The sequence below is a fragment of the Streptomyces sp. SAS_281 genome (assembly GCF_052542855.1).
Genome location: NZ_JBMNDO010000020.1, coordinates 12,446 through 37,783, shown reverse-complemented (window position 1 = coordinate 37,783; position 25,338 = coordinate 12,446). Strand labels below are relative to the sequence as shown.

The 25,338-nt window shown below is 73.1% G+C and carries 23 protein-coding genes; 7 read left to right on the top strand and 16 right to left on the bottom strand.

Annotation, left to right across the window (positions count from 1 at the left end):
- The gene (locus ACN6LM_RS10330) at window positions 1–1,251 is read left to right on the top strand and encodes a threonine/serine ThrE exporter family protein (protein WP_445065014.1); all 1,251 of its coding nucleotides are present in this window, start codon (window positions 1–3) and stop codon (window positions 1,249–1,251) included.
- Between the two features lie 20 nt (window positions 1,252–1,271).
- On the opposite strand, the gene ACN6LM_RS10325 is transcribed toward ACN6LM_RS10330, so the two are convergent.
- Together ACN6LM_RS10325 and ACN6LM_RS10320 are read right to left on the bottom strand one after the other, a co-directional pair.
- A complete protein-coding gene (locus ACN6LM_RS10325; protein WP_445065056.1) occupies window positions 1,272–3,107 on the bottom strand; it encodes an ATP-binding SpoIIE family protein phosphatase in 1,836 nt (611 codons plus the stop codon).
- 206 nt (window positions 3,108–3,313) lie between these two features.
- Entirely contained in the window at window positions 3,314–3,475 is a 162-nt protein-coding gene (locus ACN6LM_RS10320) for a hypothetical protein (RefSeq protein WP_164402861.1), read from the bottom strand.
- Between the two features lie 199 nt (window positions 3,476–3,674).
- On the opposite strand from ACN6LM_RS10320, the gene ACN6LM_RS10315 reads away from it, so the two are divergent.
- A complete protein-coding gene (locus ACN6LM_RS10315; RefSeq protein WP_445065013.1) occupies window positions 3,675–5,576 on the top strand; it encodes an ABC transporter ATP-binding protein in 1,902 nt (633 codons plus the stop codon).
- 51 nt (window positions 5,577–5,627) lie between these two features.
- On the opposite strand, the gene ACN6LM_RS10310 is transcribed toward ACN6LM_RS10315, so the two are convergent.
- Entirely contained in the window at window positions 5,628–6,419 is a 792-nt protein-coding gene (locus ACN6LM_RS10310; protein ID WP_445065012.1) for a PepSY domain-containing protein, read from the bottom strand.
- 201 nt (window positions 6,420–6,620) lie between these two features.
- Between ACN6LM_RS10310 and ACN6LM_RS10305 the strand changes: the two genes are divergently transcribed.
- Window positions 6,621–6,929 (top strand): hypothetical protein, encoded by a 309-nt coding sequence (locus ACN6LM_RS10305; protein WP_445065011.1) that lies wholly within the window; start codon window positions 6,621–6,623, stop codon window positions 6,927–6,929.
- A gap of 51 nt (window positions 6,930–6,980) precedes the next feature.
- On the opposite strand, the gene ACN6LM_RS10300 is transcribed toward ACN6LM_RS10305, so the two are convergent.
- The 6 genes from ACN6LM_RS10300 to ACN6LM_RS10275 form a co-directional block, all read right to left on the bottom strand.
- Complete coding sequence (locus ACN6LM_RS10300) at window positions 6,981–7,175, bottom strand: hypothetical protein (RefSeq protein WP_164402877.1); 195 nt, start codon at window positions 7,173–7,175, stop codon at window positions 6,981–6,983.
- A 188-nt stretch (window positions 7,176–7,363) separates the two neighbouring features.
- Window positions 7,364–8,497, bottom strand: coding sequence for an acyl-CoA dehydrogenase family protein (locus ACN6LM_RS10295; protein WP_445065010.1), 1,134 nt, complete (start codon window positions 8,495–8,497; stop codon window positions 7,364–7,366).
- Window positions 8,494–9,681 carry an acyl-CoA dehydrogenase family protein gene (locus tag ACN6LM_RS10290; protein WP_445065009.1) on the bottom strand — a complete coding sequence of 396 codons (1,188 nt, stop codon included), beginning with the start codon at window positions 9,679–9,681 and terminating at the stop codon, window positions 8,494–8,496. Before ACN6LM_RS10290 ends, ACN6LM_RS10295 begins: the two co-directional genes overlap by 4 nt.
- The gene (locus ACN6LM_RS10285; RefSeq protein WP_445065008.1) at window positions 9,678–10,646 is read right to left on the bottom strand and encodes an NADPH:quinone oxidoreductase family protein; all 969 of its coding nucleotides are present in this window, start codon (window positions 10,644–10,646) and stop codon (window positions 9,678–9,680) included. Before ACN6LM_RS10285 ends, ACN6LM_RS10290 begins: the two co-directional genes overlap by 4 nt.
- 164 nt (window positions 10,647–10,810) lie before the next feature.
- On the bottom strand, window positions 10,811–13,474 hold the full coding sequence (locus ACN6LM_RS10280) for a beta-N-acetylglucosaminidase domain-containing protein (RefSeq protein WP_445065007.1): 2,664 nt from the start codon (window positions 13,472–13,474) through the stop codon (window positions 10,811–10,813).
- 142 nt (window positions 13,475–13,616) lie between these two features.
- A complete protein-coding gene (locus tag ACN6LM_RS10275; protein ID WP_445065006.1) occupies window positions 13,617–14,348 on the bottom strand; it encodes a PIG-L deacetylase family protein in 732 nt (243 codons plus the stop codon).
- A gap of 140 nt (window positions 14,349–14,488) precedes the next feature.
- Here ACN6LM_RS10275 and ACN6LM_RS10270 point away from each other — a divergent pair, with 140 nt between their 5' ends.
- Window positions 14,489–15,061, top strand: a complete 573-nt coding sequence (locus ACN6LM_RS10270) for a rhodanese-like domain-containing protein (RefSeq protein WP_445065005.1) — start codon at window positions 14,489–14,491, stop codon at window positions 15,059–15,061.
- Between the two features lie 46 nt (window positions 15,062–15,107).
- On the opposite strand, the gene ACN6LM_RS10265 is transcribed toward ACN6LM_RS10270, so the two are convergent.
- Entirely contained in the window at window positions 15,108–16,403 is a 1,296-nt protein-coding gene (locus tag ACN6LM_RS10265; protein WP_445065004.1) for an alpha/beta fold hydrolase, read from the bottom strand.
- A gap of 105 nt (window positions 16,404–16,508) precedes the next feature.
- Between ACN6LM_RS10265 and ACN6LM_RS10260 the strand changes: the two genes are divergently transcribed.
- A complete protein-coding gene (locus tag ACN6LM_RS10260; protein ID WP_445065003.1) occupies window positions 16,509–17,672 on the top strand; it encodes an ABC transporter ATP-binding protein in 1,164 nt (387 codons plus the stop codon).
- An 18-nt stretch (window positions 17,673–17,690) separates the two neighbouring features.
- Here ACN6LM_RS10260 and ACN6LM_RS10255 read toward each other — a convergent pair whose 3' ends face one another.
- The 6 genes from ACN6LM_RS10255 to ACN6LM_RS10230 all read right to left on the bottom strand — a co-directional run bounded on the left by ACN6LM_RS10255 (window position 17,691) and on the right by ACN6LM_RS10230 (window position 22,647).
- Entirely contained in the window at window positions 17,691–18,839 is a 1,149-nt protein-coding gene (locus ACN6LM_RS10255; RefSeq protein ID WP_445065002.1) for a serine hydrolase domain-containing protein, read from the bottom strand.
- Between the two features lie 88 nt (window positions 18,840–18,927).
- Window positions 18,928–19,899 (bottom strand): ABC transporter substrate-binding protein, encoded by a 972-nt coding sequence (locus ACN6LM_RS10250; protein ID WP_445065001.1) that lies wholly within the window; start codon window positions 19,897–19,899, stop codon window positions 18,928–18,930.
- A complete protein-coding gene (locus ACN6LM_RS10245; RefSeq protein ID WP_445065000.1) occupies window positions 19,896–20,582 on the bottom strand; it encodes an ABC transporter permease in 687 nt (228 codons plus the stop codon). The genes ACN6LM_RS10250 and ACN6LM_RS10245 overlap by 4 nt, the downstream gene beginning before the upstream one ends.
- On the bottom strand, window positions 20,579–21,256 hold the full coding sequence (locus ACN6LM_RS10240; protein ID WP_445064999.1) for an ABC transporter permease: 678 nt from the start codon (window positions 21,254–21,256) through the stop codon (window positions 20,579–20,581). The genes ACN6LM_RS10245 and ACN6LM_RS10240 overlap by 4 nt, the downstream gene beginning before the upstream one ends.
- 71 nt (window positions 21,257–21,327) lie before the next feature.
- The gene (locus ACN6LM_RS10235; protein WP_445064998.1) at window positions 21,328–22,029 is read right to left on the bottom strand and encodes an alpha/beta fold hydrolase; all 702 of its coding nucleotides are present in this window, start codon (window positions 22,027–22,029) and stop codon (window positions 21,328–21,330) included.
- Between the two features lie 9 nt (window positions 22,030–22,038).
- Window positions 22,039–22,647: a PadR family transcriptional regulator gene (locus tag ACN6LM_RS10230; RefSeq protein WP_445064997.1), complete on the bottom strand. Its 609-nt coding sequence runs from the start codon at window positions 22,645–22,647 to the stop codon at window positions 22,039–22,041.
- 70 nt (window positions 22,648–22,717) lie between these two features.
- Here ACN6LM_RS10230 and ACN6LM_RS10225 point away from each other — a divergent pair, with 70 nt between their 5' ends.
- Window positions 22,718–23,110, top strand: coding sequence for a nuclear transport factor 2 family protein (locus ACN6LM_RS10225; protein ID WP_445064996.1), 393 nt, complete (start codon window positions 22,718–22,720; stop codon window positions 23,108–23,110).
- A gap of 82 nt (window positions 23,111–23,192) precedes the next feature.
- Window positions 23,193–25,325 carry a SpoIIE family protein phosphatase gene (locus ACN6LM_RS10220; RefSeq protein WP_445064994.1) on the top strand — a complete coding sequence of 711 codons (2,133 nt, stop codon included), beginning with the start codon at window positions 23,193–23,195 and terminating at the stop codon, window positions 25,323–25,325.
- Window positions 25,326–25,338 lie beyond the last annotated feature (13 nt).

Sequence of the window (25,338 nt, the reverse complement as noted above, 5' to 3'; positions counted from 1 at the left end):
GTGAAGGCCGGGCCGGGAGCGGACCACGGGGACGAGCACGGCGCCCTCGTCGGCTTCCTCGACGGACTGACCCGGCTCCTGCTCTCGACCAGCGGCGAGGGAGCGGAACAGGTCGAACGCTCCGTCACCTCGGCGGCCCGGGGTCTCGGCGGCACCGCCTCGGTGGCGGTGCTGCCCGACGCCGCCACGGTCGCCGTGACCTCGCACGGTCGCAGCACCGCCATCGTGGTGCGCGCGTTCCCCGAGGTCTTCCGGATGGACCGGGTGGTGGCGCTCAAGCCGCTCCTGGACGAGGTGGCGGCGGGCCGGCTGGACGTGCGGAGGGCGGGCGGCCGCCTCACCGCGATCACCCGCGCCGCTCCCCCGTACCCCTGGTGGGCGAAGCTCCTGGGGGTGGTGCTGTTCTCGGTGGGCTTCGCGCCGCTGATGCAGCCGACCTGGTACGAGGTCGGGAGCACGGCGGTCCTCGCCACGGTCGCCGCGTGCCTGGCCGTCGCGGCGGACCGGCTGCCCCGGCTGGCGAAGGTGCTGCCGCTGGTCGCGGCGGTGGCCGTCTCGCTGCTCGCCCTGGAGCTGTTCGCCCGTTCCCCCGCGCACGGCGGCCCGGTGCTGCTGATGCTTCCGGCGCTGTTCTTCTTCGTACCCGGTGACTACCTCAGCGCGGCGGCGGCCGAACTGGCCGCCGGGTACCTCACGACGGGCGCCGTGCGCCTGGTGTACGCGGTGGCGCTCCTGGTCCAGCTCTATGTGGGCGTGGTCCTGGGTCTGATCGTCACGGGCCGCCCGCGCCAGGACCTGTTCGACGTGGCGGCCGCGGCGGACCTGCCGCGCTGGGCGCTCTTCGCGAGCTGGGTCGTCTTCACCGTGGGGGCCCTGCTGGCCTTCGCCGTACCCGCCCGGCTGCTGGGCGTGCTCCTGGTGCTCGTATATCTGACGGTGGGCGTGCAGACGGGCTTCACACGGCTGCTCGGCGACGTGGGCGGCACGTTCACGGCGGCGGTCGCGCTCGGCACGGTCACGACCTGGCTGGCGCGCCGGCCGGGCGGCCCGCCCCGTCTGGTCCTGGTGCTGCCGGGATTCTTCACCCTGACGGTGGGCTCGCTCGGGATGCGAGGCCTGACGGCGCTGGCGGGCGGCTACGCGATCGAGGGCTTCCGCGACCTCACGGAACTGGTCACCCTCGTGACCGCGATCGCCACCGGGCTGCTCCTGGGCGCGGTACTGGCGCAGCGGCCGGGCGCCGCAACCTGACACGGGGCGCTCGGCAGGTCTCAGATGCCCGGCACGTCCCCACCGTCGGCCGGGGCGGCCTCGTTCAACGCGAACCAGGCGGTCTTCCCCTCCGGCTCGGGCCGTACGCCCCACTGGTCGGCGAGGATGTCCAGCAGGAGCAGGCCGCGGCCCGAGGAGGCGAGCTCGCCCGGGGTGCGCTGGTGGGGCAGCTCGTCGCCGCGGTCCATGACCTCGACCATCAGTCGGCGTGCGCCGGTCTCGCCGGACAGAGTGGCGTTGAGGGCGCCGTCCTGGTCGGTGTGCACGAGGACGTTGCCGAGGAGTTCGGTCGCCAGGAGCACGGCGGTGTCGATCTGGTCCGGGCGCGCCCAGTCGTGCAGCAGCGCCTTGAGCTCGGCGCGGGCCTCGGCCAGACCCTCGCCCTGATCCTGGCCGACGGTGAGCATCAGCCGGCGCTGGCTGACCTCGGCGCGGGCGTGGATGGCGTCGCGGCGCAGCAGCAGGAGGGCGATGTCGTCGCCGTCGCGTGCGACGGCTTCCTCCCGGGCGCCGGGGCCGGGGTCGACGACGGCCGCCATGAGCCGGTCGGCCATGCCCTCCAGGTCGTCCGCGGGACCGGGCGAGAACGCGTCGCGCACCCGCACCCAGCCGGTGTACATGTCGTGGCCGCCGTTCTCGATGAACCCGTCGGTGCACAGCATGAGGATCTCGCCCTCGTGCAGGCGCACGACGTCGACGGGGTAGTCCTCCTCGCCGGGCATGAGTCCGAGTGGCAGCCCGCCGCTCACGTGCTTGAGGACACACGTGCCGTCCGGCATGCGCAGGACGGGGTGCGGGTGGCCCGCGCGGGCGATGAGCAGGTCACCGGTGGACGGGTCGGCCTCGATGTAGAGGCAGGTCGCGAAGCGGTCCTCGTCCAGGGTGGTCAGGAAGCGGGAGGCGCGCGCCAGGACCGCGTCGGGCCCGTGCCCCTCGGCCGCGTAGGCGTGCACGGCGGTACGCAGCTGGGCCATGAGCCCCGCGGCGTGCACGTCGTGTCCCTGGACGTCGCCCATCACGACGGCCATCCGGCCGTTCGGCAGGTCGATGGTGTCGTACCAGTCACCGCCGACCATGAGGCCGCCGCCGGTCGGCACGTAACGGGTGGCGACGCTGAGCCCGGTCAGGGCCGCGCCGGCGGTGTGCATGCTGCGGCGCAGGCCCCGGGAGAGCTCCAGTTCGGCGCGGCTGGCCCGGGCCCGTTCGAGGACCTGGGCGATCATGCGTCCGGTGACGGTGAGCAGGGCGCGCTCGCTCGCCGTGAAGTCGAGGGGGGCGCGGAAGGCGGCCAGCCAGACCCCGACGACCCGGCCGGCGGTGACCAGGGGCAGGAAGGCCCACGCCTCGCGGCCCTTGCGTGCGGACAGGTGCCAGGTCGCCGGGAATCGACGGCGGTACTCCTGGGGGGAGCCCAGGTAGACGGCGCGCCCGGTCCTGGCCACCTCGGCTGCCGGGTAGCCGGTGTTCATGGGCATACGGAAGCCGCGGCCCGCGCCGCCGGGCCGGAATCCGTACTGCCCGATCGCGGTGAGGTTGCCCTCGGCGCTGCCGAAGACGCACTGGCCGTCCAGCGGGAAATCGGGGGCGTACAGGCCGGCGGCGAGTCTCAGGGCCTCGTCGAGCGTGTCGGCGGCGGCGACCGCGTGTCCGGCGGAGAGCAGCAGGGAGTCGCGGCGTCTGGCCTCTTCCGGCGTTCCGTCGCCCCGGGTCCCGCTGTCGAGGCCCGAGGGGAGCGCCGGGCCGGGGCCCGGTGCCTGCATCCGGTTCAGCGCCTCGATCTGGTCCAGTTCGGCCTCGGACGCGTCGGTCGGTGGCTCATGCCGTTCACCACCCATCCGGCTTCCCTTCGTCCCGATGTCGTCGGCGGCTGTTCGTTCCATGCTCCGACGGGAGAGCCGGGTCCGCAGGGCGAGACGTCCCCGCGCCGCCGCCGGAGTGTGCCGGGCGGGTGGTGCGGGCGGGGCCGTCCGCGCGGGCCTGCCGGGGTCTCCGACGGGCGGGGAAGCGCTCGGACGCAAGCCCTGACGGGACGGTTCGTGGGCTAGCGGTACGCCGGTGACCTGCGGATATCGCTGAAGTCGATGGCCCGGTCGGCCTCCCGCATGGTCTCTTCAGCCACCCGGCGCACCTCGGCCGGTACATCCCCGTGCTCCTCCACGAGACCGGCGTAGATCGGTGCGTCGGTACTGTCTGTGAAACTCACGTCGAACTGCCTCAATCGGTCGTGTCTGCCGTGGTCCGGCCGGAAACAGGGGCCGATTCTACGCAGGTCCGACGCCGAGCCCGCACGGGGCACCGGAAGTTTGACCTCAAGTTCGATTGAGCTTCTAACGTTCTCCGCACACCCCGGTCCGCACCGCCGCCGGGGCCGTACCGATCCGTCCTGCCCCGGAGGCACCCGTATGAGCATGGAAGTCACCGCGTGGTCGTCGCTGCACAGCGCGATCAACGCGCAAGCGGACCGCCGCCCCTTCTCCCGGGCCACCGTGCGCCGGATCGCCGAGTTCGCCCGTCCGCGCCGGCGCCAGCTCTACCGGTTCCTGCTGCTCAGCGTGGTCACCGCGCTGCTGGCCGTGGCGACGCCCATGCTGGCGGGCCGGGTGGTCGACGCCATCGTGCAGGGCAAGGAGAGCGGCACGGTCGTCCGTCTCGCCCTGGTGATCGCCGTGATCGCCGTGGCGGAGGCGGGGCTCGGGCTGCTGACCCGGCTGCTGTCGGCCACGCTGGGCGAGGGGCTGATCCTGGACCTGCGCACGGCGGTCTTCGACCATGTGCAGCGGATGCCGGTCGCCTTCTTCACCCGGACCCGGACGGGGGCGCTGGTGAGCCGGCTCAACAACGACGTGATCGGCGCGCAGCGGGCGTTCAGCAACACGCTGTCGGGAGTGGTCTCCAATGTGGTGACGCTGGTGCTGACACTCGCGGTGATGCTGACGATCTCCTGGCAGATCACGCTGCTCGCGCTGGTGCTGCTGCCGGTGTTCGTCGTACCGGCCCGGCGGATGGGTTCGCGGATGGCGCGCATGCAACGCGAGGCGGCAGCGCACAACGCGGCGATGAGCACCCAGATGACCGAGCGGTTCTCGGCGCCGGGCGCGACCCTGGTGAAGCTCTTCGGCCGGCCCGCCGACGAGTCCGCCGAGTTCGCGGCGCGGGCGGGCCGGGTACGGGACATCGGCATCCGTACGGCGATGGCGCAGTCCACGTTCATCACGGCGCTGACCCTGGTGTCCGCGCTGGCCCTGGCCCTCGTCTACGGGCTGGGCGGCTACTACGCGCTGCACGGCAGCCTGGAACCGGGCGCGGTCGTGACGCTGGCGCTGCTGCTCACCCGGCTCTACGCCCCGCTGACGGCGCTGGCGGGTGCCCGGGTCGAGGTGATGAGCGCGCTGGTGAGCTTCGAGCGGGTCTTCGAGATCCTGGACCTGAAGCCGCTGATCGCCGAGAAGCCGGACGCCCGTACGGTGCCCGAGGGGCCGGTGTCCGTGGAGTTCGACGGGGTCTCCTTCGGCTACCCGTCCGCCGACAAGGTGTCGCTGGCCTCGCTGGAAGAGGTCGCGACGCTGGACTCCCGGGGCGGCACGCGGGTGCTGCACGACGTCTCGTTCCGGGCCGAGCCCGGCCACATGGTCGCGCTGGTCGGCTCGTCGGGCGCGGGCAAGTCGACCATCGCCCAGCTGCTGCCCCGGCTCTACGACACCGACGAGGGAGCCGTCCGGCTGAACGGCGTCGACGTACGGGATCTCACCGCCGCATCGGTGCGTGAAACGCTCGGCATGGTCACGCAGGACGGGCATCTCTTCCACGATTCGGTGCGCGCGAACCTCCTGCTGGCCAGGCCCGGTGCCACCGAGGACGAGATCTGGGACGCGCTGCGGCGCTCCCGGCTCGACGGTCTGGTGGCGTCGCTGCCCGACGGACTCGACACGGTCGTGGGCGAGCGCGGCTACCGGCTCTCCGGCGGTGAGCGGCAGCGGCTGACGATCGCCCGGCTGCTCCTGGCCCGGCAGCGGGTGGTCATCCTGGACGAGGCGACCGCGCACCTCGACTCCACGTCCGAGGCGGTCGTGCAGGAGGCCCTGGCCGAGGCTCTGGAGGGGCGCACCGCCCTGGTGATCGCGCACCGGCTGTCGACGGTCCGGGCCGCCGATCTCATCCTGGTCGTGGAGGAGGGCCGGGTGGTGGAACGGGGTACGCACACCGCGCTGCTGGAGGCGGGGGGCCGGTACGAGGAGCTGTACCGGACGCAGTTCGCCTCGCCGGACGCGGCGGGCGATCAGCAGGAGCCCGCGGCCTCGGCCTGACACGAACGCCCCCGGTCCGTGCGGACCGGGGGCGTTCGGAGCGGGGGGACGTCAGTCGCTGTCCGTCTCCTCGTGCGTGACGGAGCCGTTCGACGCGTCGATGTCGAAGGTGGTCTTGTTCCAGTCCTTGGTGACGACATCGGTCTTCCAGACGAGGACGTCCTTGTCGTTGTCGTCCAGGTCCAGGGACGTCACCGTGCCCTTCTTCTTCGCCAGCGCGGCCTTCGCCGCCTGCTGCGGCGTCTGCTTGGCCTCGGCCAACCGCTTGACCGTCTTGGCCTTGTCCGCGGTGTCCTGGCCGGAGTCCTCGGAGGAGCTGACCACCTTGCCCGAGACCGCGTCGATGCGGACCTTGTGCTTCGCCCCGCTCTTGGCGGCGACGGTCGCGACCCACTGCGGTCCGGCACCCGGTGTGGCGCTGCCGGTCGGCGAGGGGCTGCCGGTGGGCGACGGGCTGCCCGTCGGCGAGGGGCTCGCGCTCTCGTCGTCGTCCGCGTCCTGCGGGCCCTTGAGTTCGAGCTCGACGAGCTTGCTGCCCTGCACCGCGCCCTCGGCCGTGGTGATGGCCTTGTCGTAGGTGATCTTGGTGGCGGAGATCAGCTCCTTGCGTTCCTTCTGGTCCTCGGTCATCTGCCCCGGGGAGGCGCTGGGGGACGGACTCTTCGTGGCCTCGGGCACGGCGCGGGCCGCCTCCGAGGTCTTCGTGCTCGCGGAGGTGCTGCCGCTGTCCTGGCCGCAGCCGGTCAGCAGGGCGGCGGTGACCACGACGCAGGCGACCCCGGCGGCGCGCACGCGGTGGGCACGGAGGAATCCGGTGTTCTTGGAGGGGGAGTCACATGTCATGCCCGCATGCTTAACCGCCGCGCGGCTCCGGCATGTGGAATGACCGGGCAGTGTCACCCGATCGACCGCGATCCCGCCCCGGCTCCGCGTGTCGGCGGGGATCGGGGGGATTTCGTGCACGCCGGGCGAAGATGCGACGACAGTGCGAATTCCCTGGTGACGCGGGTCGCGATCCGGCCGTATCGGTGCGAGCCTGAATGCATGACCTGGGCGTCCTGGACAACACGCGGAGTGTATTCGGGGCACGGCGGCGTGCTCACCGAGGAGGTCGGGCCGCTGTCCGGTGACCTGACCATCCATACCACTTGGGCCGAGGGCACGGCGCAGATCACCGTGCAGTACACCGATGCGGCCGACTGGTTCACCATGGCGGGCAGTCCCGTGCCCTGTCCGTCGGAGGAAGCGAGCCGGGCCCTGCACGCGGCCGCCGTCGAGGCGGTCCGGCGGGGTTCGGCGGCGACGGTTCCCGTGCCGCAACCCGGCCCCGAACAGGCAGCGGGCTCCGAGTGACCGGGCCCGTACGGGTGCGGGACCGGTCGCCGGGATGCGTCGCGCGCGCGGTCAGGGGCGGATGCCGCTGACGACGTCGGCGGTGGCGGTGATGCCGTCCTGGATCGTGGGGGCCATGCTGGTGCCCGCGAGGAGGAATCCGAGCATTCCGCACACCAGCGCGTGCGAGAGCTTCATTCCGCCGTGGCGGAGGAACACCACCGCGAGAATCAGCAGAAGCAGCACCACTGAGATCGAGACTGCCATGGCCAACCTCCTCCGCCGCCGCGCCTGATGTGCGGCATTCGGCGTCAGTGTGGCGCAGGGCGCGGGACGACCGGCGTATCGGCGTGTCCGCCAAACGGGTAGGTCTTGGGTCGGGGCCGCCGAGGCGGGGAAGAGGGGAGCCCCGCAGGGGGGCGCGGGTCCTCCCGCGCCCCCCTGCGGGAGAAACCTCAGGGCGCCGGCAGTTCCATGAGCGCGGCGACGGTGTCCCGGTGGCGTCCCGCCGTGCCGTACGCGGTCGCGTCGGCCTTGGCCCGCTTCAGGTAGAGGTGCGCGGGGTGCTCCCACGTCATCCCGATCCCGCCGTGCAACTGCACGCACTCCTCGGCGGCGTGGACCGCGACCTTCGAGCAGTACGCCTGCGCGACGGCCACGGCCAACGGCGTGTCGGGGCTGCCGGTGGCCAGGGCGTCGGCCGCGTTCCGCGCGGCGGCCCTGGCCGAGACGACCTCCAGCCAGAGGTGCGCCATGCGGTGTTTGAGCGCCTGGAAGGAGCCGATGGGCCGGTTGAACTGGTGGCGCTCCCGGGTGTGTCGCACCGTCTCGGTCAGGCACCACTCGGCGAGTCCCAGCTGTTCGGACGCGAGCAGCCCGGCCCCGGCCAGCAGCCCGCGGTCCGTCGCGCGCCGTCCGGCCCCGGCGTCCGCGAGGCGGGTCCCGGTGGCGCCGTCGAGCGTGACGGTGGCGAGCGGGCGGGTGAGGTCGAGCGCGACGAGCGGTTCGACCCGGACGCCGGGCGCGTCCGTGGCGACGGCGTACAGGCCGTCGGCCGCGGGGACCAGGAGCACGTCGGCGGCGGCCGCGTCGGCGACGGGGCCGAGCGTCCCCTCCAGGGCACCGGTCGCGGCGGACGCCCGCACGCGCGCCGCGTCCGCCGAAGCGGCCGCGAACGGCACGGCCACCACCGCGACCCTGCGTCCCTCGGCGAGTGCGGAGAGGAGTTCGGCGGCCGGCCCGTCCTGCGCGCCGAGCGCCAGCAACGTCTCGGTGGCGACGACGGAGCTGGTCAGGAACGGTGCGGGCGCGACGCTGCGGCCCAACTCCTCCAGGACGACGGCGGCCTCGCGGTGTGTGGCCCCCTGGCCGCCCAGCTCCTCGGGTACGAGAAGTCCGGCCGCGCCGATGCCGGTGGCGAGCGCCTTCCACAGCTGCGGGTCGTACGGCGTGTCGGACTCGGTGCGGGCGATCACCGACGGCGCGGCGGCCCGGTCCGCGAGCAGGGAGCGGACCGCGGCGCGCAGGTCCTCCTCGGCCTCGGAGTAGAGGAGGTCGGGTGCGTGGCCGGCTTCGTGCTGTGCGGTCATCGGGAGAGGTCCTTCCAGGCGACGTCCTTGTCGTTGCGGGGCTCGGAGGGGAGACCGAGGACCCGCTCGGCGACGATGTTGAGCAGCACCTCGCTCGTACCGCCCTCGATCGAGTTGCCCTTGGACCGGAGGTAGCGGTAGCCGGCGTCGCGGCCGGTGAAGTCGACCAGTTCGGGCCGCCGCATGGTCCAGTCGCTGTACAGCAGGCCCTCGTCGCCGAGGAGTTCCACTTCGAGGCCGCTGATCTCCTGGTTGAGCCGGGCGAAGGCGAGCTTCATCCCGGAGCCCTCGGGGCCGGGCTGGCCTGCGACGAGCTGCTGGCGCAGCCGCTCACCGGTGAGCCGGGCGACCTCCGCCTCGACCCACAGGGTGAGCAGGCGCTGGTGCAGGTCGTGGGTGCGCAGCTCGGGGCGTTCGCGCCAGGTCCTGGCGACCGGGCCGATCATGCCGCCCTCGCGGGGGATGCGGGAGCCGCCGATGGACACCCGCTCGTTCATGAGGGTGGTCTGGGCGACCTTCCAGCCCTCGCCGACGGGCCCCAGCCGGTGGCTGTCGGGAATGCGCACCCCGGTGAGGAAGACCTCGTTGAACTCGGCCTCGCCGGTGATCTGACGGAGTGGCCGGACCTCGACGCCGGGGTCGGTCATGTCGCAGATGAAGTAGCTGATGCCGCGGTGTTTGGGCGCGTCGGGGTCGGTCCGGGCGATGAGGATCGCCCAGCGCGCGAGGTGGGCGCTGGAGGTCCACACCTTCTGCCCGTCGACCACCCAGTCCCCGCCGTCGCGCACCGCGCGCGTACCGAGGGCGGCGAGGTCGGAGCCCGCGCCGGGTTCGCTGAAGAGCTGGCACCAGACCTCCTCGCCCACCCAGAGGGGGCGCAGGAACCGCTTCTTCTGCTCGTCGGTGCCGAAGCCGAGGATGGTCGGGGCCGCCATGCCGAGGCCGATTCCGATGCGGCGCGGGTCGTTGTCGGGGGCGCCGGCGGCGGCGAGCTCGGCGTCGACCACGGGCTGGAGGGAGCGCGGGGCGTCCAGGCCGCCGAGCCCGGCCGGGTAGTGCACCCAGGCGAGTCCGGCGTCGAAGCGCGCCTTGAGGAAGTCGGTGCGCTCGGTCGTCGCCGGGGGGTGCGCGGCGAGCAGTTCGCGGGTGCGGCGGCGCAGTCCGGCGGCGTCGGGTGCGGTCATCGGGCGGCTCCTGACGGGAGGACGACGATGCGGCCGGTGCTGGTGCCGTCGGCGACGCGCTGGACCGCGGACGCCGCCTCGTCCATCGCGGCCCGCTCGCTGATCAGCGGCTTGATGACGCCTTCGGCCGCGAGCCGGGTCAGCTCCCGGTGGCAGTCGCGCACGGCCTGCGGGTCCTTGGTGTTGTAGAGGCCCCAGTGGAGCCCGAGAACGGAGTAGTTCTTCACGAGGGCGTGGTTGAGCGCGGGGGTGGGAATCGTGCCGGAGGCGAAGCCGACGACGACGACGCGCCCCTCGAAGGCGATGCACTTCACGGACTTGGCGTAGGCGTCCCCGCCGACCGGGTCGTAGACGACGTCGGCGCCCCGGCCGCCGGTGAACTCCTTGACCGCCGCGACGATGTCCTCGCTGCGCCGGTCGATGACCAGGTCGCAGCCGAGCGCGGCGGCGGTCTTCGCCTTCTCCGGTCCGCCGGCCACGCCGATGACGGTGGCGCCGGCGGCCTTGCCGAGCTGGACGGCGGCGCTCCCGACCCCGCCCGCGGCGGCGTGTACGAGCAGGGTCTCCCCCGCCTGCAGCCGGGCGCGCCGGTGGAGCCCGAACCAGCCGGTCTGGTAGCCGATGTGCAGGGCCGCGGCCTCCGCGTCGTCCAGGGAGTCCGGAGCGTCCAGCAGGGCCGCCTCGTCGGCGACGACGTACTGGGCGAGGCCGCCGTGCGGCAGGGCGGGGGTCGCGAGCACCCGGCGTCCGTCCTCGGTGCGGCCGCAGATCTCGACGCCCGGGGTGAACGGCAGCGGGGGCCGTACCTGGTACTGGCCCCGGCAGAGCAGCGCGTCGGGGAAGTTGATGTTCGCCGCGAGCACCTCGACACTCACCTGCCCGCCGCCGGGCACCGGCCGGTCCGTCTCCTCCAGCCGCATCACCTCGCTCGGCTCGCCGTTCCGGTGCACTCGCCATGCCTGCATGAGGGGCCTCCACAACACTGTCGGCATTACCACTGCTCCGGCGCATACTAAGCGGTCGCTTGCCCCTCTGGGAACAACCTGCGGACAACGGTCCCGGACACGGCCGTGCGCCCGGCCCCGCCGCGAGGAGTGCGGGGCGCCGGGCGCACGGCCGTACGCGGGGGCTACCTGCCCACGACCACCTCGGCGACCTGCGGCGCCGTCGTCCCGCCCCGCCAGGCCAGGCGTACCGCGTCGGCGGTGCTCCCCGGGGTGTCGATGGCGGTGTATGCGCCGCTCAGCGCGCCCACGGTGCGCCAGTCGCCGTCCGCCATACGTAGCTGGACGTCGGCCGTGCCCTCGGAGCCGGACGGCCGCAGCACCGTCACCGAGCCGACCGGCCGCGCCGCGAGGAGGTCCACCTCCAGCGACTCACCGTTCCCGGCCGCTCGCGCGCCCCGGTACACGGTGCCCGGGTCCCCGTCGGCCGCCGCGCGCAGCGAGGAGCCGTCGGCGGCGGGCGGGTTGCCGGTGACCGCGCCGTCCGTGGTCGCCACCTGGAACTCGCGGACGACGACCCAGCTGCTCTGCCCGGCGGTCGCCCGGGCGCGCACGTAGCGCGCCTTCGTCCCGGCGGGCGGGGCCGCCGTGACGTCGGGCCTGCCGGAGAAGTCCGCGAGCTTCTGCCAGTTCCTGCCGTCCTCCGAGTACTCCAGGACACCCTCGTGGAGGTAGTCGTCGGTGCTGCCCGGCTTGGCCATGGCGAGCGTGACGGAGCCGATGGCCCGGGACTCGCCCAGGTCGACGGTCAGCTGGTCCCCGGCCGCGGGCGCCCCGTCGCTCCAGAAGTACGTGGAGTCGTCGCCGTCGAGCATCCGGGCCACGGTGTTGCTCTGGTACGTACCCAGGCTGGTCGAGGCCGCGGGCCTGCCGCTGACACCGAGGAGCCGGTCGTACTCGGCGGTGGCGGCGTCGGTGAACCCGTCCAGCTGCCCGTCGCCGACCAGCACCGGCACCTTGCGCCCGTCGAGCCCGGTGTACGTGAACGAGGCGGCGCGCTCCACCAGTGCGGGCAGCTGCTGCCGGAGCTCCCACGCCTGGGCGCCCTTCCCTGCGCGGGCGGCCTCCACCATGCGCAGGGCGGTGCGCGTGGCCGTCGCCCAGGACTCGGTGGCGTCCAGCCAGGGGCCGGCGTCCGCGATGAAGCCCCGGTCGGGCAGCGCCGCGCGCAGCCGGGCGGGGGCCGCGCCCAGCGAGGCCAGGACGGAGTCGAGCCGCCCCGCGTCCCCGGACTCCCAGTAGCGCGCGAAGGCGGCGGACAGCTCCGGCGCCTTGGCGGTGTTGAGCGCGGAGCTGTAGTTGACGTCCGCGAAGGCCCGCAGCGCCTTCGCGGTCCGGGCGTCGCCGCCCGCGTACTCCTCGATGCCCTTGCCCCAGGACTCGCGCGGGTCGTAGGCGGCGTCGTTCCACGCGTAGTCCGCGACGGTGTACAGCGAGAGCTTCGACGCGTACGGCTGGATCATCGGGTTGGCGGTGATGCCGGCCAGCCGCCCGGGCAGTCCCTTCTCCCGGCCGTTGAAGGGGCCGAGCAGCAGCCGGTCGGTGGCGTAGTCGTTGACCGGGTAGTTGTCCCAGGTCAGGATCGGATGCCCGAACACCTTCCGAGCGGCGTCCGCCTGAGCGACCGTCATGGTGGGGGCGACGACGCCGACCCCGGTCCACTCGACCAGCACATCGGGGTCGAGCTGTTCGGACAGGGCCGTCTTGTACGCCGACGAGCTGACGTTGTAGTACTCGGTCGGGACCATCTGGAGCGGCTGGGCGCCGGGATGGGTGGCGATGAACTCCTGGTTGACCCGGTTGAGGAGATGGGCCTGGGCGGCACCGGCCGCGCCGCCGCCGGTTCCCCACTTCGCCTTGTCGGCGTCGCAGTTCCAGTTGGTGTAGCTGATGTCGTCCAGTGGCACCGCGAAGGTGCGGACGCCGATGTCCCACATCGTCCGGAACTTGTCCACGAGCGCCTTCGCGTCCGCGTCGGAGCTGTAGCACACCGAGAGGCCGGGTGAGAGGGCGTAGGTGAACTCGACGTGCCGCAGGGCCGCCCGGTCGGCGAGGTCCTTGATCTCGGCCAGCCGGTCGGCGGGGTAGGGGTCGCGCCACTTGGCCCGGAGGTAATCGTCGTCCTTGGGCGAGTACACGTAGATGTTCATCTTGTGCTCGCCGTAGTAGTCGAGCTGGTCGAGGCGGGCCTCGTGCGACCAGGGGGTGCCGTAGAAGCCCTCGATGACCCCGCGCAGCGCGGTGCCGGGCCAGTCGCGCACGGCGAGTCCGGCGACCTTGCCGCCCGGGTGTTTGCTGTGCGGCAGGACCTGGCGCAGGGTCTGCGCCGCGTAGTAGGTGCCGGTGGCGTCCTTGCCGGCAAGGACGATCCGGCCGGCGCCGATCCCGAGGACATAGCCCTCCGCGGGCAGTGCGGCGGGCCCGTCGAGCTTCTGCGCGGCGAGGGCGGCGGCGTCACCGGCGTACACGGTGAGCCGGCCTGGGGCCGGGCGCTTCGCACGGACGACGTGCTGGGCGCCCGCCTCGCGCAGGGCCGTCTCCACCACGTCGAGCGTGGGCCCGTCGGCCGTCCCGCCGGCGACGAGGGTGACGGTGGGGGTGACGACCACCCGGTCCGGGCGGGGCTCGGCGGACTGCGGGGCCGGGGTGATCGCAGGTGTGTCCTGGGCCTTGGCCGGTGCGGGCGGGGCGTCGTCCGCTCGGGCGGACGGCCCGGCGGCCAGCAGGCCGCCGGCGAGCAGGGTCGCCGCGGCGGTGAGTGCGGTGATGCGGGGCGGGCGAGGCGTCACAGATCCTCCATTGGTCACTCAAGTCACCAGAGTCGCGCAACACAACGTGACTGAATTCAACATCCTGGCGCTGACATGTCAATGGTCTGGACAACATCAATGCGTGGACCTGCGGTTTTACGGCCGACTGCCCCCTGTGCGACTACCGGGCGAAGAGCTCGAACGGGACCGCCGGACGTCCGCCGAAGCGTTCGGCGGCGGCCTCGGCGTTGCCGGTGAGGAAGGTGCGGCAGTAGGTCTCGGGATCCTCGTCCGTGAGGACTTCGATGTACGTGCGGTGGGCCAGGAGGGACCGCACGGACCGTTCCAGGCCGGCGGTCGCGTCCACCGCGTGGGTGGGCGTGGACGACCCCGCCACAGCCACCCAGCGCACCCCGTCCCACGGGGCGAGGCCCCGCTCCCCCAGCTCCGGGAAGATCCAGCGGTTGCCCGCGTCGGCCGCGGCGTCGAGCGTGGCGCGGCCGACGGCGCGGTGGTCGGGCGTGTTCCACGCGACACCACCCCAGGTGTCACGATGGTTGAGCGTGATCACCAGCTCGGGACGGTACCGGCGGATGGCCGCCGCGATGTCCCGACGGAGCGGGACCCCGTACTCGACCACGCCGTCCCGGTGGTCCAGGAACTCGACACGGGAGACGCCGACGGCCGCCGCGCTCGCACGCTGCTCCCGCTCGCGCAGGGGCCCGCACTCCTCCGGTTCCAGGGTGTCGATACCGGCCTCACCCCTGGTCGCGAGGAGATACGTGATCTCGCGTCCGGCGTCGGTCCAGCCGGCCACCGCTGCCGCACATCCGTACTCCAGGTCGTCGGGGTGGGCGACCACGGCGAGCGCGCGCCGCCAGTCCTCGGGCATGGGCTTCAGCTGCTCGGTCATATCCGCAGGCTAACCGGCAAGGCGGGGGGTGAGACCCGTGACACGACCGGCTTCGATACCCAGGGGGGTATCCTTGGCCGTCCGGGGCAGGAGAGAGCGAGATCTCTCCCGCACCCCGGTGAACGAAAGGAACACAGCTCGTGACCAGCCCCGTATCCCTCTCCCCCGCCCAGGCGGCCGCCCGGCTCACGGAGTTCACCGTGATCGACGTACGCGCACCCGGTGAGTACGCGGCCGGGCACGTGCCGGGGGCGCTGAACATACCCCTCGACCGGCTCGACCAGGCGCTGCCCGCGCTCAAGTCCGCCTCCGCCCGCGGCGCGCTGCTCATGGTCTGCGCCTCGGGCAATCGCTCCACGCGGGCCTGCGGCATCCTGTCCGCGGCCGACATCGACGCGGCGACGCTCAGCGGCGGCACCTCCGCCTGGGAGAGCGAGGGCCACGGCCTGGAGCGTCCGGTGGGCGCGCGGGCCACCTGGCCGATGGAGCGCCAGGTCCGGCTGGCGGCCGGCTCGCTCGTGGTGGCCGGGCTGCTGGCCGGCCTCAGGTACCCCGCCGCGCGCTGGCTGTCCGCCGGTGTCGGCTCCGGGCTCGTCTTCTCCGCCGTCACCGACACCTGCGGGATGGGGGCGGCGCTGTCGAAGCTCCCGCACAACCGCGCGCCGCGCTCGGCGCCGAGCCTGAACGCGACGCTGGACGCCCTCCAGGGCTGAGACCTCGCGGGGCCGGCCCCCTGCGGCCGGCCCCGGACGGTGTGCGTCAGACCTCGTCGCGGACCAGCGCGAGCAGCCGGTCCAGTACCCGGGGCCCGCCCGCGCGCAGCCCGTCGTGCTCGAACTCGTCGGTCACCCAGGTGCGCAGCCCCCGGATCGCGGCGGCGGTGCGCAGCGCGTGGGCGGTGTCCACGTACATGTCGTCGTGGTAGACGGCGGCGGCCACCGGGACCTCGTTGGCGGCCAGGCGCTCGGGGTCGTACAGCGGCTCCCAGTCGGTGCGGGCGGCGAGGAGCTCGGCCGTCTCGCGCAGCGGGCGGAGCGCGGGGTCCACCTCGAAGTGCCACGGGTGGATGGACTCACCCGTGAACAGGACCGGTCCGTCGCCCGCGAGGGCTGTCGCGGCGTCGAACCGCGGGAACTCGGCGCGTACCCGCTCGGCCGCCCAGTCCGTGGGGCGCCCGCCCTGGCCGTAGATGGCCTCGTGCATGAGGGCGTACAGGGGGTGCCCGGCGAACGAGGTCGCCGCGCGCACGGCCTCCTGGAAGGTGTCGGACAGCTCGGTGCCGTGCGGTGTGCGGACGAAGGCGTTCTCCAGGAGGTAGTGCAGCTGGTGGCTGCCGCTGCCGCCGCCGAGCATGATGCCGAGGGACTGGAAGCTCTCGGCCGTCAGCCGGTGCCCGCCGCTCTCGGTGCGGTGCTCCACGAGGTGAGCGGTGATCTCCCGGGCGCGTTCGACATCCTGCGGGTAGCGGGCGTAGTGCGCGGCGACCTTCCGTGCGATGCGGGGGTACGCGGCCCGGTAGACGTCGTCCGCGTGGGCGTCGAGGGAGGGCAGACCGCCGGTGATCAGGACGGTGTCCAGCCCCTCGGGGGCGGCCGAGAGGTACCGGACGGCGCAGAAACCGCCGAAGGACTGGCCGAGAACGGTCCACGGCGCGCCGCCGGTCAGCCGCGGGCGGATGAACTCGCAGTCCCGCACGATGCTGTCCGCGCGGAAGTGGCCGAGGTAGTCGGCCTGCTCGCGCGGCCCGCCCCGCAGCGGCAGGGTCTGCCGGTTGGCCGGGGTGGACAGGCCGGTGCCGCGCTGGTCGAGCAGGAGCACCCGGAATTCCCGCACCGCCCGCCCGAGCCATGCCTCGGCTCCGGTGAAGCGCCGGGCGCCGAAGCCGGGCCCGCCCTCCAGGTACAGCAGCCAGGGCAGCTCCTGGCCGGCCTTGGACGCGGCCACGACCTCCCTACCGAAGACCTCGATCCGCTCACCGCCGGGGTCGGCGTGGTCGAGCGGGACGGTGAAGCGATGGTCGGTGAGGACGAGGCCGGGCTGCCGGTAGCTGTTCAAGGGTGCTCCTGGATCGGACGGTTCCCGGACAGTTCAGCACACCGGTGTGCCCCGGACGGTCGCGGCCCGTGTGCGGCCGGGGCACCCGGCTCCTACCGTGCTCTCATGATCCGGTTCGAGCAGGTCGGCAAGGTCTATCCGGACGGCACGACCGCGGTCGACGCGCTGTCCTTCGAGGTCGCCGAGGGAGAACTGGTCACCCTGGTGGGCCCTTCGGGCTGCGGCAAGACGACCACGATGATGATGGTGAACCGGCTGATCGAACCCACCTCGGGCCGCATCCTCGTGGACGGCCGGGACATCGCGAAGACCGACCCGGTGAAGCTGCGCCGCGGCATCGGCTACGTCATCCAGCAGGTGGGGCTCTTTCCGCACCGGACGGTCCTCGACAACACCGCGACCGTGCCGGCGCTCGTCGGCTGGAAGCGATCGAGGGCCCGGGAGCGGGCGGCCGAGCTGCTGGATCTGGTGGGCCTCGACCCGTCGGTGTACGGCTCCCGCTACCCCGCGCAGCTCTCCGGCGGCCAGCGCCAGCGCGTCGGCGTGGCGCGGGCGCTCGCCGCCGACCCGCCGGTGCTCCTGATGGACGAGCCGTTCGGCGCGGTGGACCCGGTGGTGCGCGAGCGGCTGCAGAACGAATTCCTGAAGCTCCAGTCGAGGGTGAGGAAGACGGTTCTGATGGTCACCCACGACATCGAGGAGGCGGTGCGGATGGGTGACCGCATCGCCGTGTACGGGCAGGGGCGCATCGAGCAGTTCGACACGCCGGCCGCGGTGCTCGGGGCGCCCGCGACCCCTTACGTGGCGGAGTTCGTCGGCGCGGACCGCGGGCTGAAGCGGCTGTCGGTCACCGCGATCGAACCGGCCGACCTGGAGCAGCCGCCGGTGGCCCGCCTGGACGAACCGGCGGAAGTGGCGGCGGCCCGGCTCGGCGCGGCCGGCGCGCGCTGGGCGGTCGTGCTGAACGGGGCGGGCGAGCTGCACGGCTGGGTGGCGGCGGACGCGCTGCGGATCGCCGGGGACCAGGGGACGGTGGGCGAGCTGGCTCGCCGGATGGACGCGTGGGTGCCGGTGGGCGCGCCGTTGAAGCGGGCGTTCAGCGAGATGCTCCAGCGGGACGCGGGGTGGATCGCGGTGCTGGACGGGGCGCGGTTCCTCGGCGTGCTGACCCCGGCGAAGCTCCACGAGGCCCTGCGGCGCTCGGTGGACGCGGACGCGCAGGGCGTGGGGCGCGACGAGGTGGGGTTCGACTCGGTGGCGGATGCCTGAGGCCGCCCCGGTGGCCGGTCAGGCGTCCGCGGCGTACCGCCAGAAGTCGCGCATCGTCCGCGGCGGCGTGGGGCCGGTCAGTTCCACCTGGGTGAGCATGATCGCGACCGTGCCCGTGGCCGGGACGATGTGCGCCGTGGTGCCGGTGCCGCCGACCCAGCCGTAGCGTCCCGGCACGTTCCACGGGGCGGTCCTGTCGATGTCCACCGCGCCGCCGAAACCCCAGCCCTGTCCCTCGGTGAACAGCCCGCTCGCCTCGCGCTGTGCGGGGGTCAGGTGGTCCGTCGTCATCTGCCGCACGGACGCGGGAGACAGGAGGCGCCGGCCCTCCACCATGCCTTCGCCGAGCAGCATGCGGGCGAAGGCGTACAGGTCGTCCGCGGTGGAGACCAGTCCGCCGGCGCCGGACGGGAAGTCCGGCATGCCGCTCCACTGCCCGGCCGGGGTGTCGATCAGCTCCAACCCGCCGTCCGCGGTGGGCCTGTACAGCGCGGTGAAGCGGCCGAGCTTGTCCGCCGGGACCGCGAAGCCGGTGTCGTTCATGCCGAGCGGGGCGAAGATCCGCTCGGCGAAGAACTCCGGCAGTGACTGACCGGCGACCCGGGCGATGAGCACGCCAAGGATGTCGGAGCAGGTGTTGTACAGCCACTCCCGGCCCGGCTGGGAGAGCAGTGGGATGCGCGAGAGCGTCTCCATCCAGGCGTCCGGGGGAAGGACTCCGCGCTGCAGCGGCGAGCCCTGCTTCAGCTCGCCGAAGAGGGGGCGGACGGCGGGCAGCGAGAAGTCGGACGGGAATCCGTACCCGGCGCGCGACGTCATGAGGTCGAGGAGGGTGATGGGGCGGGAGGCCGGGACCACGTCGTCCACCGGGCCGTCCGGGGTGCGCACGACGACGGGTGCCGCCAGCTCGGGCAGCCAGGGGGCGACCGGGTCGGCCGGCGCGATCCGCCCGTCCTCCACCAGCATCATGGCTGCGGCGGCCGTGACCGGCTTGGTGAGCGAGGCGATCCGGAAGACCGAGTCCCGGGCCATCGGCGCGCCGTCGTCCGTGCCCGCGCTGCCCGCCGCCACCACGTCCGCGTGACCGCCGCGCGCCACGAGGCCCACGGCGCCGGGGACCGAACCGTCGCGGACCTGTTTGCCGAGAACTTCGCGCAGGGTGCTCATCGCTCCGCCTTCTCCGATGGGTGGTGTCGGCATACTGACCGGTGCGGCGGCGCGGATTCATCGGTCCACGCCGGGCGGCTCCGCGGTCTCAGTCCTTCTCGCCGGGGAGCAGGTGCTCGGAGCGCAGGTAGGCGCGGGCCACGTCCTCGGGGAGCCGTCGCCAGCTGTCGACCTGCTCGTTCAGCCGGGCCAGGTCGGCGGTGGTGAGGACGGTGTTCAGCTTGCCGAGGGCCTTGCGCACGCCTTCGCCGCCGGCGCGGGCCCGGTTGACGACGGGGACGAGGTAGTCGGCGTTCTGGAGGTGCTTGTCGTCGGCGAGGAGGACGAGCCCGAAGTCGTCCAGGGTGGCGTCGGTGGTGGTGGTCAGCACCATCTGGTCGCGGCCGCTCTGCACGGCCTGCTTGGCCTGCGTGGTGCCGACTCCCTTGGGGTCGACGGCGGTGATGTCGATGCCGTACGTCTTCTTCAGCCCGGGGGCGCAGTACGGGCGCTGGACGCACTCGTCGCCGGCCGCGAGGCGTACGGGCAGTCCCGAGCGGCCGAGGTCGCTGAGCGTCCTGAGGTGGTGCTCGCGGGCGTAGGCGGCGGTGACGGCGAACGCGTTCTGGTCGACGGCCTTGCCGGGGTCGAGGACGGTGAGCCCGCGTGGCGTGGCCAGGGCGCGCAGGGCCTTCATCGTGGCGGCGAGGTCGGGCGAGCCGACGGGGGCGGCGTCGGCGCCGTGCTCCTTGGCGTTCAGCCAGTCGGCGAAGGTGGCCGCGTATTCGGGGACCACGTCGATCTGGCCGTTCTCGAGGGCGGGTTCGTAGATCTCCCGGTTGGTGACGGAGATGATCCCGGTGGAGTATCCGGCGCGGTCCAGCAGCAGGGCGTACATCTGGGCGAGGAGGTCGCTCTCGGTGAACCCGGCTGAGCCGATGGTCAGGTGCTTGCTGTCGCCGGGCGGGGCGGTGACCGCGCCCTGGTTCTCCAGCGTAGGTCCGGTGGTGCAGGCGGTGGCAGCCAGCAGCAGGAGCGCGGCGAGCGGGCGGCCCGCCCGGACGCGGGCTCCGGCCCTCATGCGGCCTCCTCCGCCGCGCGCAGCCCGAACCGCCGCGGTGCGAACCGCTGGGCCGCTTCGAAGACCCCCTCGACGACCAGCGCGAACGCGGCGACCAGGACCGCTCCGGCGACCACCTGCGGGGTGGAGGCGAGGTTGAACCCGGCGGTGATGATGCGGCCGAGCCCTCCGCCGCCCGCGAGGGCCGCGATGGTGGCCGTGGCGACGAGCTGGACGGCGGCGATGCGCACTCCGGTGAGGATGAGGGGCAGGGCGAGTGGCACCTCGACCTGGAGAAGCAGTTGGCGGCCCGTCATGCCCATGCCCCGGGCGGCCCGGACGACGTCCCGGTCGACCTCGCGCATGCCGACGTACGCGTTGGTGAGCAGCGGGGGCACGGCGAACAGGACCAGCGCCACCACCGTCGGGCCCTCGCCCCAGCGGCCGACCGGGGTGAGCAGGAGCAGCACCAGGACGGCGAAGGTGGGCACGGCGCGCCCGACGTTGGAGATGTTGACGGCGAGGGCGCCGCCCCGGCCGAGGTGGCCGAGGAGCAGCGCGACGGGCAGCGCGATGAGGCAGCTGATCAGCAGGCAGACAGCGGTGAGGTAGAGGTGCTGGCCGAGCCGGGCCCAGATGCCGTCCTGGCCGTGCCAGTGCGCGGCGGTGGTGAGCCAGGACCAGGCGTCCGCCAGGGTGTTCACGACCGGCTCCTCGTCCACGGGGTGAGCAGGCGTTGCAGCAGCAGAAGCAGCAGGTCGGCGGCGACGGCGATGACGACGCACAGGACGGACGCGGTGAGCACCTGGGCCTTGAAATAGGTGTTCATCCCGGCGTAGATGAGGTTGCCGAGGCCGCCGTAGCCGACGATCGCCCCGATGGTGACCAGGGAGACCGCGGAGACGGTCGCGATGCGCAGCCCGGCCATCGCGGCGGGCAGGGCGAGCGGGAGCTCCACGGCGACGAGCAGCCGGACAGGTCCGTAGCCCATGCCGCGCGCTGCCTGCCGGGTCTCCTCCGGGACGGCGCGCAGCCCGGCGAGGACGTTGCGTACGAGCAGGGTCAGCGAGTAGAGGACGAGGCCCGCGACGACGAGCGAGGCCGAGAGCCCGTACACCGGCAGCAGCAGCGAGAACATGGCGAGCGACGGGATGGTGTAGAGGATCGTCGTCACGCCGAGCACGGGCCCGGCGGCCCAGTGCCAGCGTCGTGCGGCGAGGGCGAGCGGTAGGGCGAGGACGAGCCCGATGAGCACGGACACCGCGGTGAGCTGCACATGTTGCAACGCCGCTTCCCAGAGGATGTGGCGTCGGCTGCTGAGGTAGGCGCCGCAGACCCACTCATTGCGCGCGAGGCAGTCGTCGGGGGGCGCGGTCACCCGTCCATTGCAGCCCGCACGGCCGGGACGCGCGCGTCCGGGTCGTCCGATCGGGCCACCGCGCCCACGGGTCAGGAGGCGGCGGCGGCCTTGTCGAGGATCGCGGCCAGTTCGTCCGGGCGGGAGAACATCGGCCAGTGGCCGGTGTCCATGGTGATCAGCTCCCACCGCTCGCTCGTCAGCAGCCGGGCCACGTCCTCGCCCGGTTCCGGTCCGTCGAGGAGGCACTTGATGTACGTCGTCGGCAAGTCGCCGAGCGGGCGGTCCAGGACGGCCGGGTCGGCAAGGGCGGCGCCGGGGTGTGGCGTCGCGCCCTTCCGGAACCGTGCGATCTGCTCGCCGGTCAGCTCCTGGCCCTCGAATTCATCGGCTTCCGGTACGGCCCAGAGGCCGCCGTTCGCGTCGAGCTGCTCCTGGAGCGCGGCCGGCCCCTGCCACCACGCGGAGACGAACGACTCGCCGTCGGCGGGGACGGAGGCGTCCACGAAGACGACTCGGGCCGGCCGGTCGCCCAGACGCTCGGCGGCCTGTCCCACCGGGATTCCGGAGTAGCTGTGGCCGACCAGGACGACGTCGCGCAGGTCCAGGCGTTCCACTTCCGCGACGATGTCGGTCACATGGGTCTGCCGGCCGACCGGCCGGTCCCGTTCACGGCCGAGCCCGGACAGGGTCAGCGGGTGGGCGCCGTGCCCGGCCGCGCGCAGCGCCGGCACCACCTCGTCCCACGCGGACTGGTCCAGCCAGGCACCTGCCACCAGTACGAAATCAGTCATGCCCGGACCCTAGCGGTGAGGTCCGACAACCCCGTCGGACCGCGTCGCGCCGCTCATCGCCCGTGCGTGCGAACGGAGTTCCAGGATCTCCAGGACGCGCCCGCCCCAGCGCAGGTTCTCCTCCTCGAAGGACCGGCCGCGCATCAGGGTGAGATAGGGGCCGACCCGGTCGGTCTCCGCGAGGAACGCCGCCTCGTCGCGGCCATCGAGCAGGCGCAGGCGAAGCCGTTCGTAGCGGGCGAGCTTGGCGCGCGCCCACTCCATGCGCTCCTCGACCGAAGCGCGTACCGCTTCGGCGTCGCCGACGTCCACGGCCTGGATCATGACGAGCAGTTCGTCCCGGATGGCCGTGGGCCGTGGCGCCTCGGCGGTGAACGCGCCGAGCGTGTCGCGGCCGGCCGGTGTCAGCGTGAAGAGCCGCTTGTTCGGCCGGCGTACCTGCTCGACCACACGCGCCTCGATCAGACCGTCGTCGGCGAGCCGGTCCAGTTCACGGTAGAGCTGCTGCGGGGTGGCCGACCAGAAGTTCGCCACCGAGACGTCGAAGACCTTCGCCAGGTCGTAGCCGGACGCCTCGCCTTCGAGCAGGGCTGCCAGGACCGCGTACTTGAGGGACATCTGGACACGCTAGCACCCATGTGACTAATGTCGTTCGCACCTATTCAACAAATTGACTATGGAGGCCGGGATGCTCGCTTTCCGCAAGGCGGTCGAGGCGCACGATCCGGCGGCGGCCGAGGCCGCGCTGGCCGACGACGTCGTCTTCACCAGCCCGGTGGCGTTCAAGCCCTACTTGGGCAAACCGGTCACGGCCGCGATCCTGCGGGCCGTCTCGGAGGTGTTCGCGGACTTCCGCTACGTACGGGAGATGGCGAGCCCTGACGGGCGGGACCACGCACTCGTCTTCACCGCGAAGGTCGGCGACCGGGAGATCACCGGTTGCGACTTCCTGCATCTGGACGAAAAGGGCCTGATCGACGACCTCATGGTGATGGTCCGCCCCCTGTCGGCCGCGCAGGCTCTGGCCGCGGAGATGGGGGCACGGTTCGAGCGGATCAGCCGGGAAGCGGCGGCGGGCTGACCGGCCCGGCGGGCGACAGAAGGTGCGTCGGGGCGGGAGCCATCGCGGTGTCCGGCGCACGGCGTGGGCGTATTGTCCGGTTATGGGCAATGTCGGACCCGCCATGGACTCGGCGGAGGAGCGGCTGGACGCGACGGTGGCGTGCGCCGTGCGGGAGACGGGCGCCGCCGTGGCGATGCTCTACCTGCTGCCGCCCGGCGGTTCGACGCTCCGGCTGGCCGTGCTCGCCGGGATTCCGGCGGAGATCGCGGACCCCTGGCTCCGGGTGCCGCTCTCCGCACCGATGCCGGTGTCGGACGCGGTGAAGGACCGGCATCTGGTGTGGCTGGGCAGCCAGGAGGAACTGGCCAGGCGGTATCCGCGCCCCGCACTCGTCCTGCCGTACCGGTTCGCGCTGGCCGCCGCGCCCCTCGCCGACGGGACCGGTGTGCACGGCGGACTCGTCCTGCTGTGGCCCGGCTCCCACCCGGTGCAGCTGACGCCGCAGGAGCGTGATGCGGTCGGCCACTGCTGCCGCGACGCCGCGCGGGTGCTCCACGAGGCACGGGAGCGGGGCCACCCGGTGGACGCGGGAACGGCACCGCGGGTGCTCCCCCCGGCCACCGCTCCACCGCCCGCCCACACCGAGGCGGTCGCCGCGGCGGACTTCGTGGCCCGGCTGCCGGGCGGCTGCTGCACCCTCGACATGCACGGGAGGATCACCTATCTCACGGAGACCGGTGCCGACCTCGTCGGGGGGCGCGTCGAGGACCTGGTGGGGACGCTGCCGTGGGAGTCGCTGCGCTGGATGGCCGACCCGCTGTTCGAGGACCAGTACCGGGGCGCGATCATCAGCCGGGAGCCGATGTCCTTCGTCGCCCTGCGGCCTCCGGACCAGTGGCTGTCCTTCCGTCTCTACCCCGACGCGTCCGGGATCAGCGTGTACATCACCCCGGTCACCGGCCCGCACGCCTCGCCGCTCCCCAGCGCCACGGGCGCCGCAGCCTCGCCGAGCGCCCCGGGGCGTGCGGTCGCGCTCTATCACCTGATGCACCTGGCAGCGACGCTCACCGAGGCCGTCGGCATCCAGGACGTGGTCGAGCTGATCGCCGAACAGCTGGTGCCCGCCTTCCGCATCCAGGCGCTCGCCGTGCTGACCGTCGCGGAGGGGCGGTTGCGCATCGAGGGGCACCGGGGCTTCAGCGACGGGCTGATGGAGTGCTTCGAGGGCGCGCCCCTGGCGTCCGGAGCCCCCGTCGCGCAGGTACTGAGCACGGGCGTGCCCGCCTTCTACCGGACCTTCGACGAGTTCCGGCACGCCTTCCGGCCCGCGTCCCTTCAGGAGGGCCTGGCCGCCTGGGCGTTCCTGCCCCTGTTCGCCTCCGGGCGCCCCGTCGGCACGCTGGTGTTCGGATACGACCGGACGCGCCCCTTCGAACCGGAGGAGCGGGCGCTCCTCACCTCGATCGCCGGACTCATCGCCCAGGCGCTGGACCGGGCCCGCCTGTACGACACCAAGGAGCAGCTGGCCCACAGCCTCCAGGCCCATCTGCTCCCCCACACCCTGCCCCGCATCCGCGGACTCGACGTGGCCGCCCGCTACCTGCCCGCCACCCGGGGCATGGGCATCGGCGGCGACTTCTACGACGTCATCCCGCTCGACGCCACCACGGCCGCCGCGGCCATCGGCGACGTGCAGGGCCACAACGTGACGGCCGCCGCGCTGATGGGGCAGGTACGCACGGCGGTGCACGCCTCCGCCGGCGCACCACCCGCCGAGGTCCTGTCGCGCACCAACCGGCTGCTCGCCGACCTCGACGCCGACCTGTTCACCAGCTGCCTCTACGTCCATCTGGATCTGGCGGGCCACCGAGCCGTCCTGGCCACGGCCGGCCACCCGCCGCCGCTGCTGCGCCACCCCGGCGGGGACACGGAGGTACTGCGGTTGCCGCCGGGCCTGCTGCTCGGCATCGACCGGGACGCCCGCTACCCGACGACCGAGATCCCGCTGCCGCCGGGTGCCGCGCTCGCGCTGTACACGGACGGGCTCGTGGAGGTGCCGGGCACCGATCTCGACCGGTCCACGGCGGCGCTCGCCGACCAGTTCGGCCGGCACACCGGCCGCCCGATGGAGGCCGTCGCCGACCACCTGGTCCAGTACGCGAAGGACGTCACACCGGGCAGCGACGACATCGCGCTGCTCCTCATCGAGGCACTGAGGGGCGCGGGCGGCTGAGACGCCGGCCCCG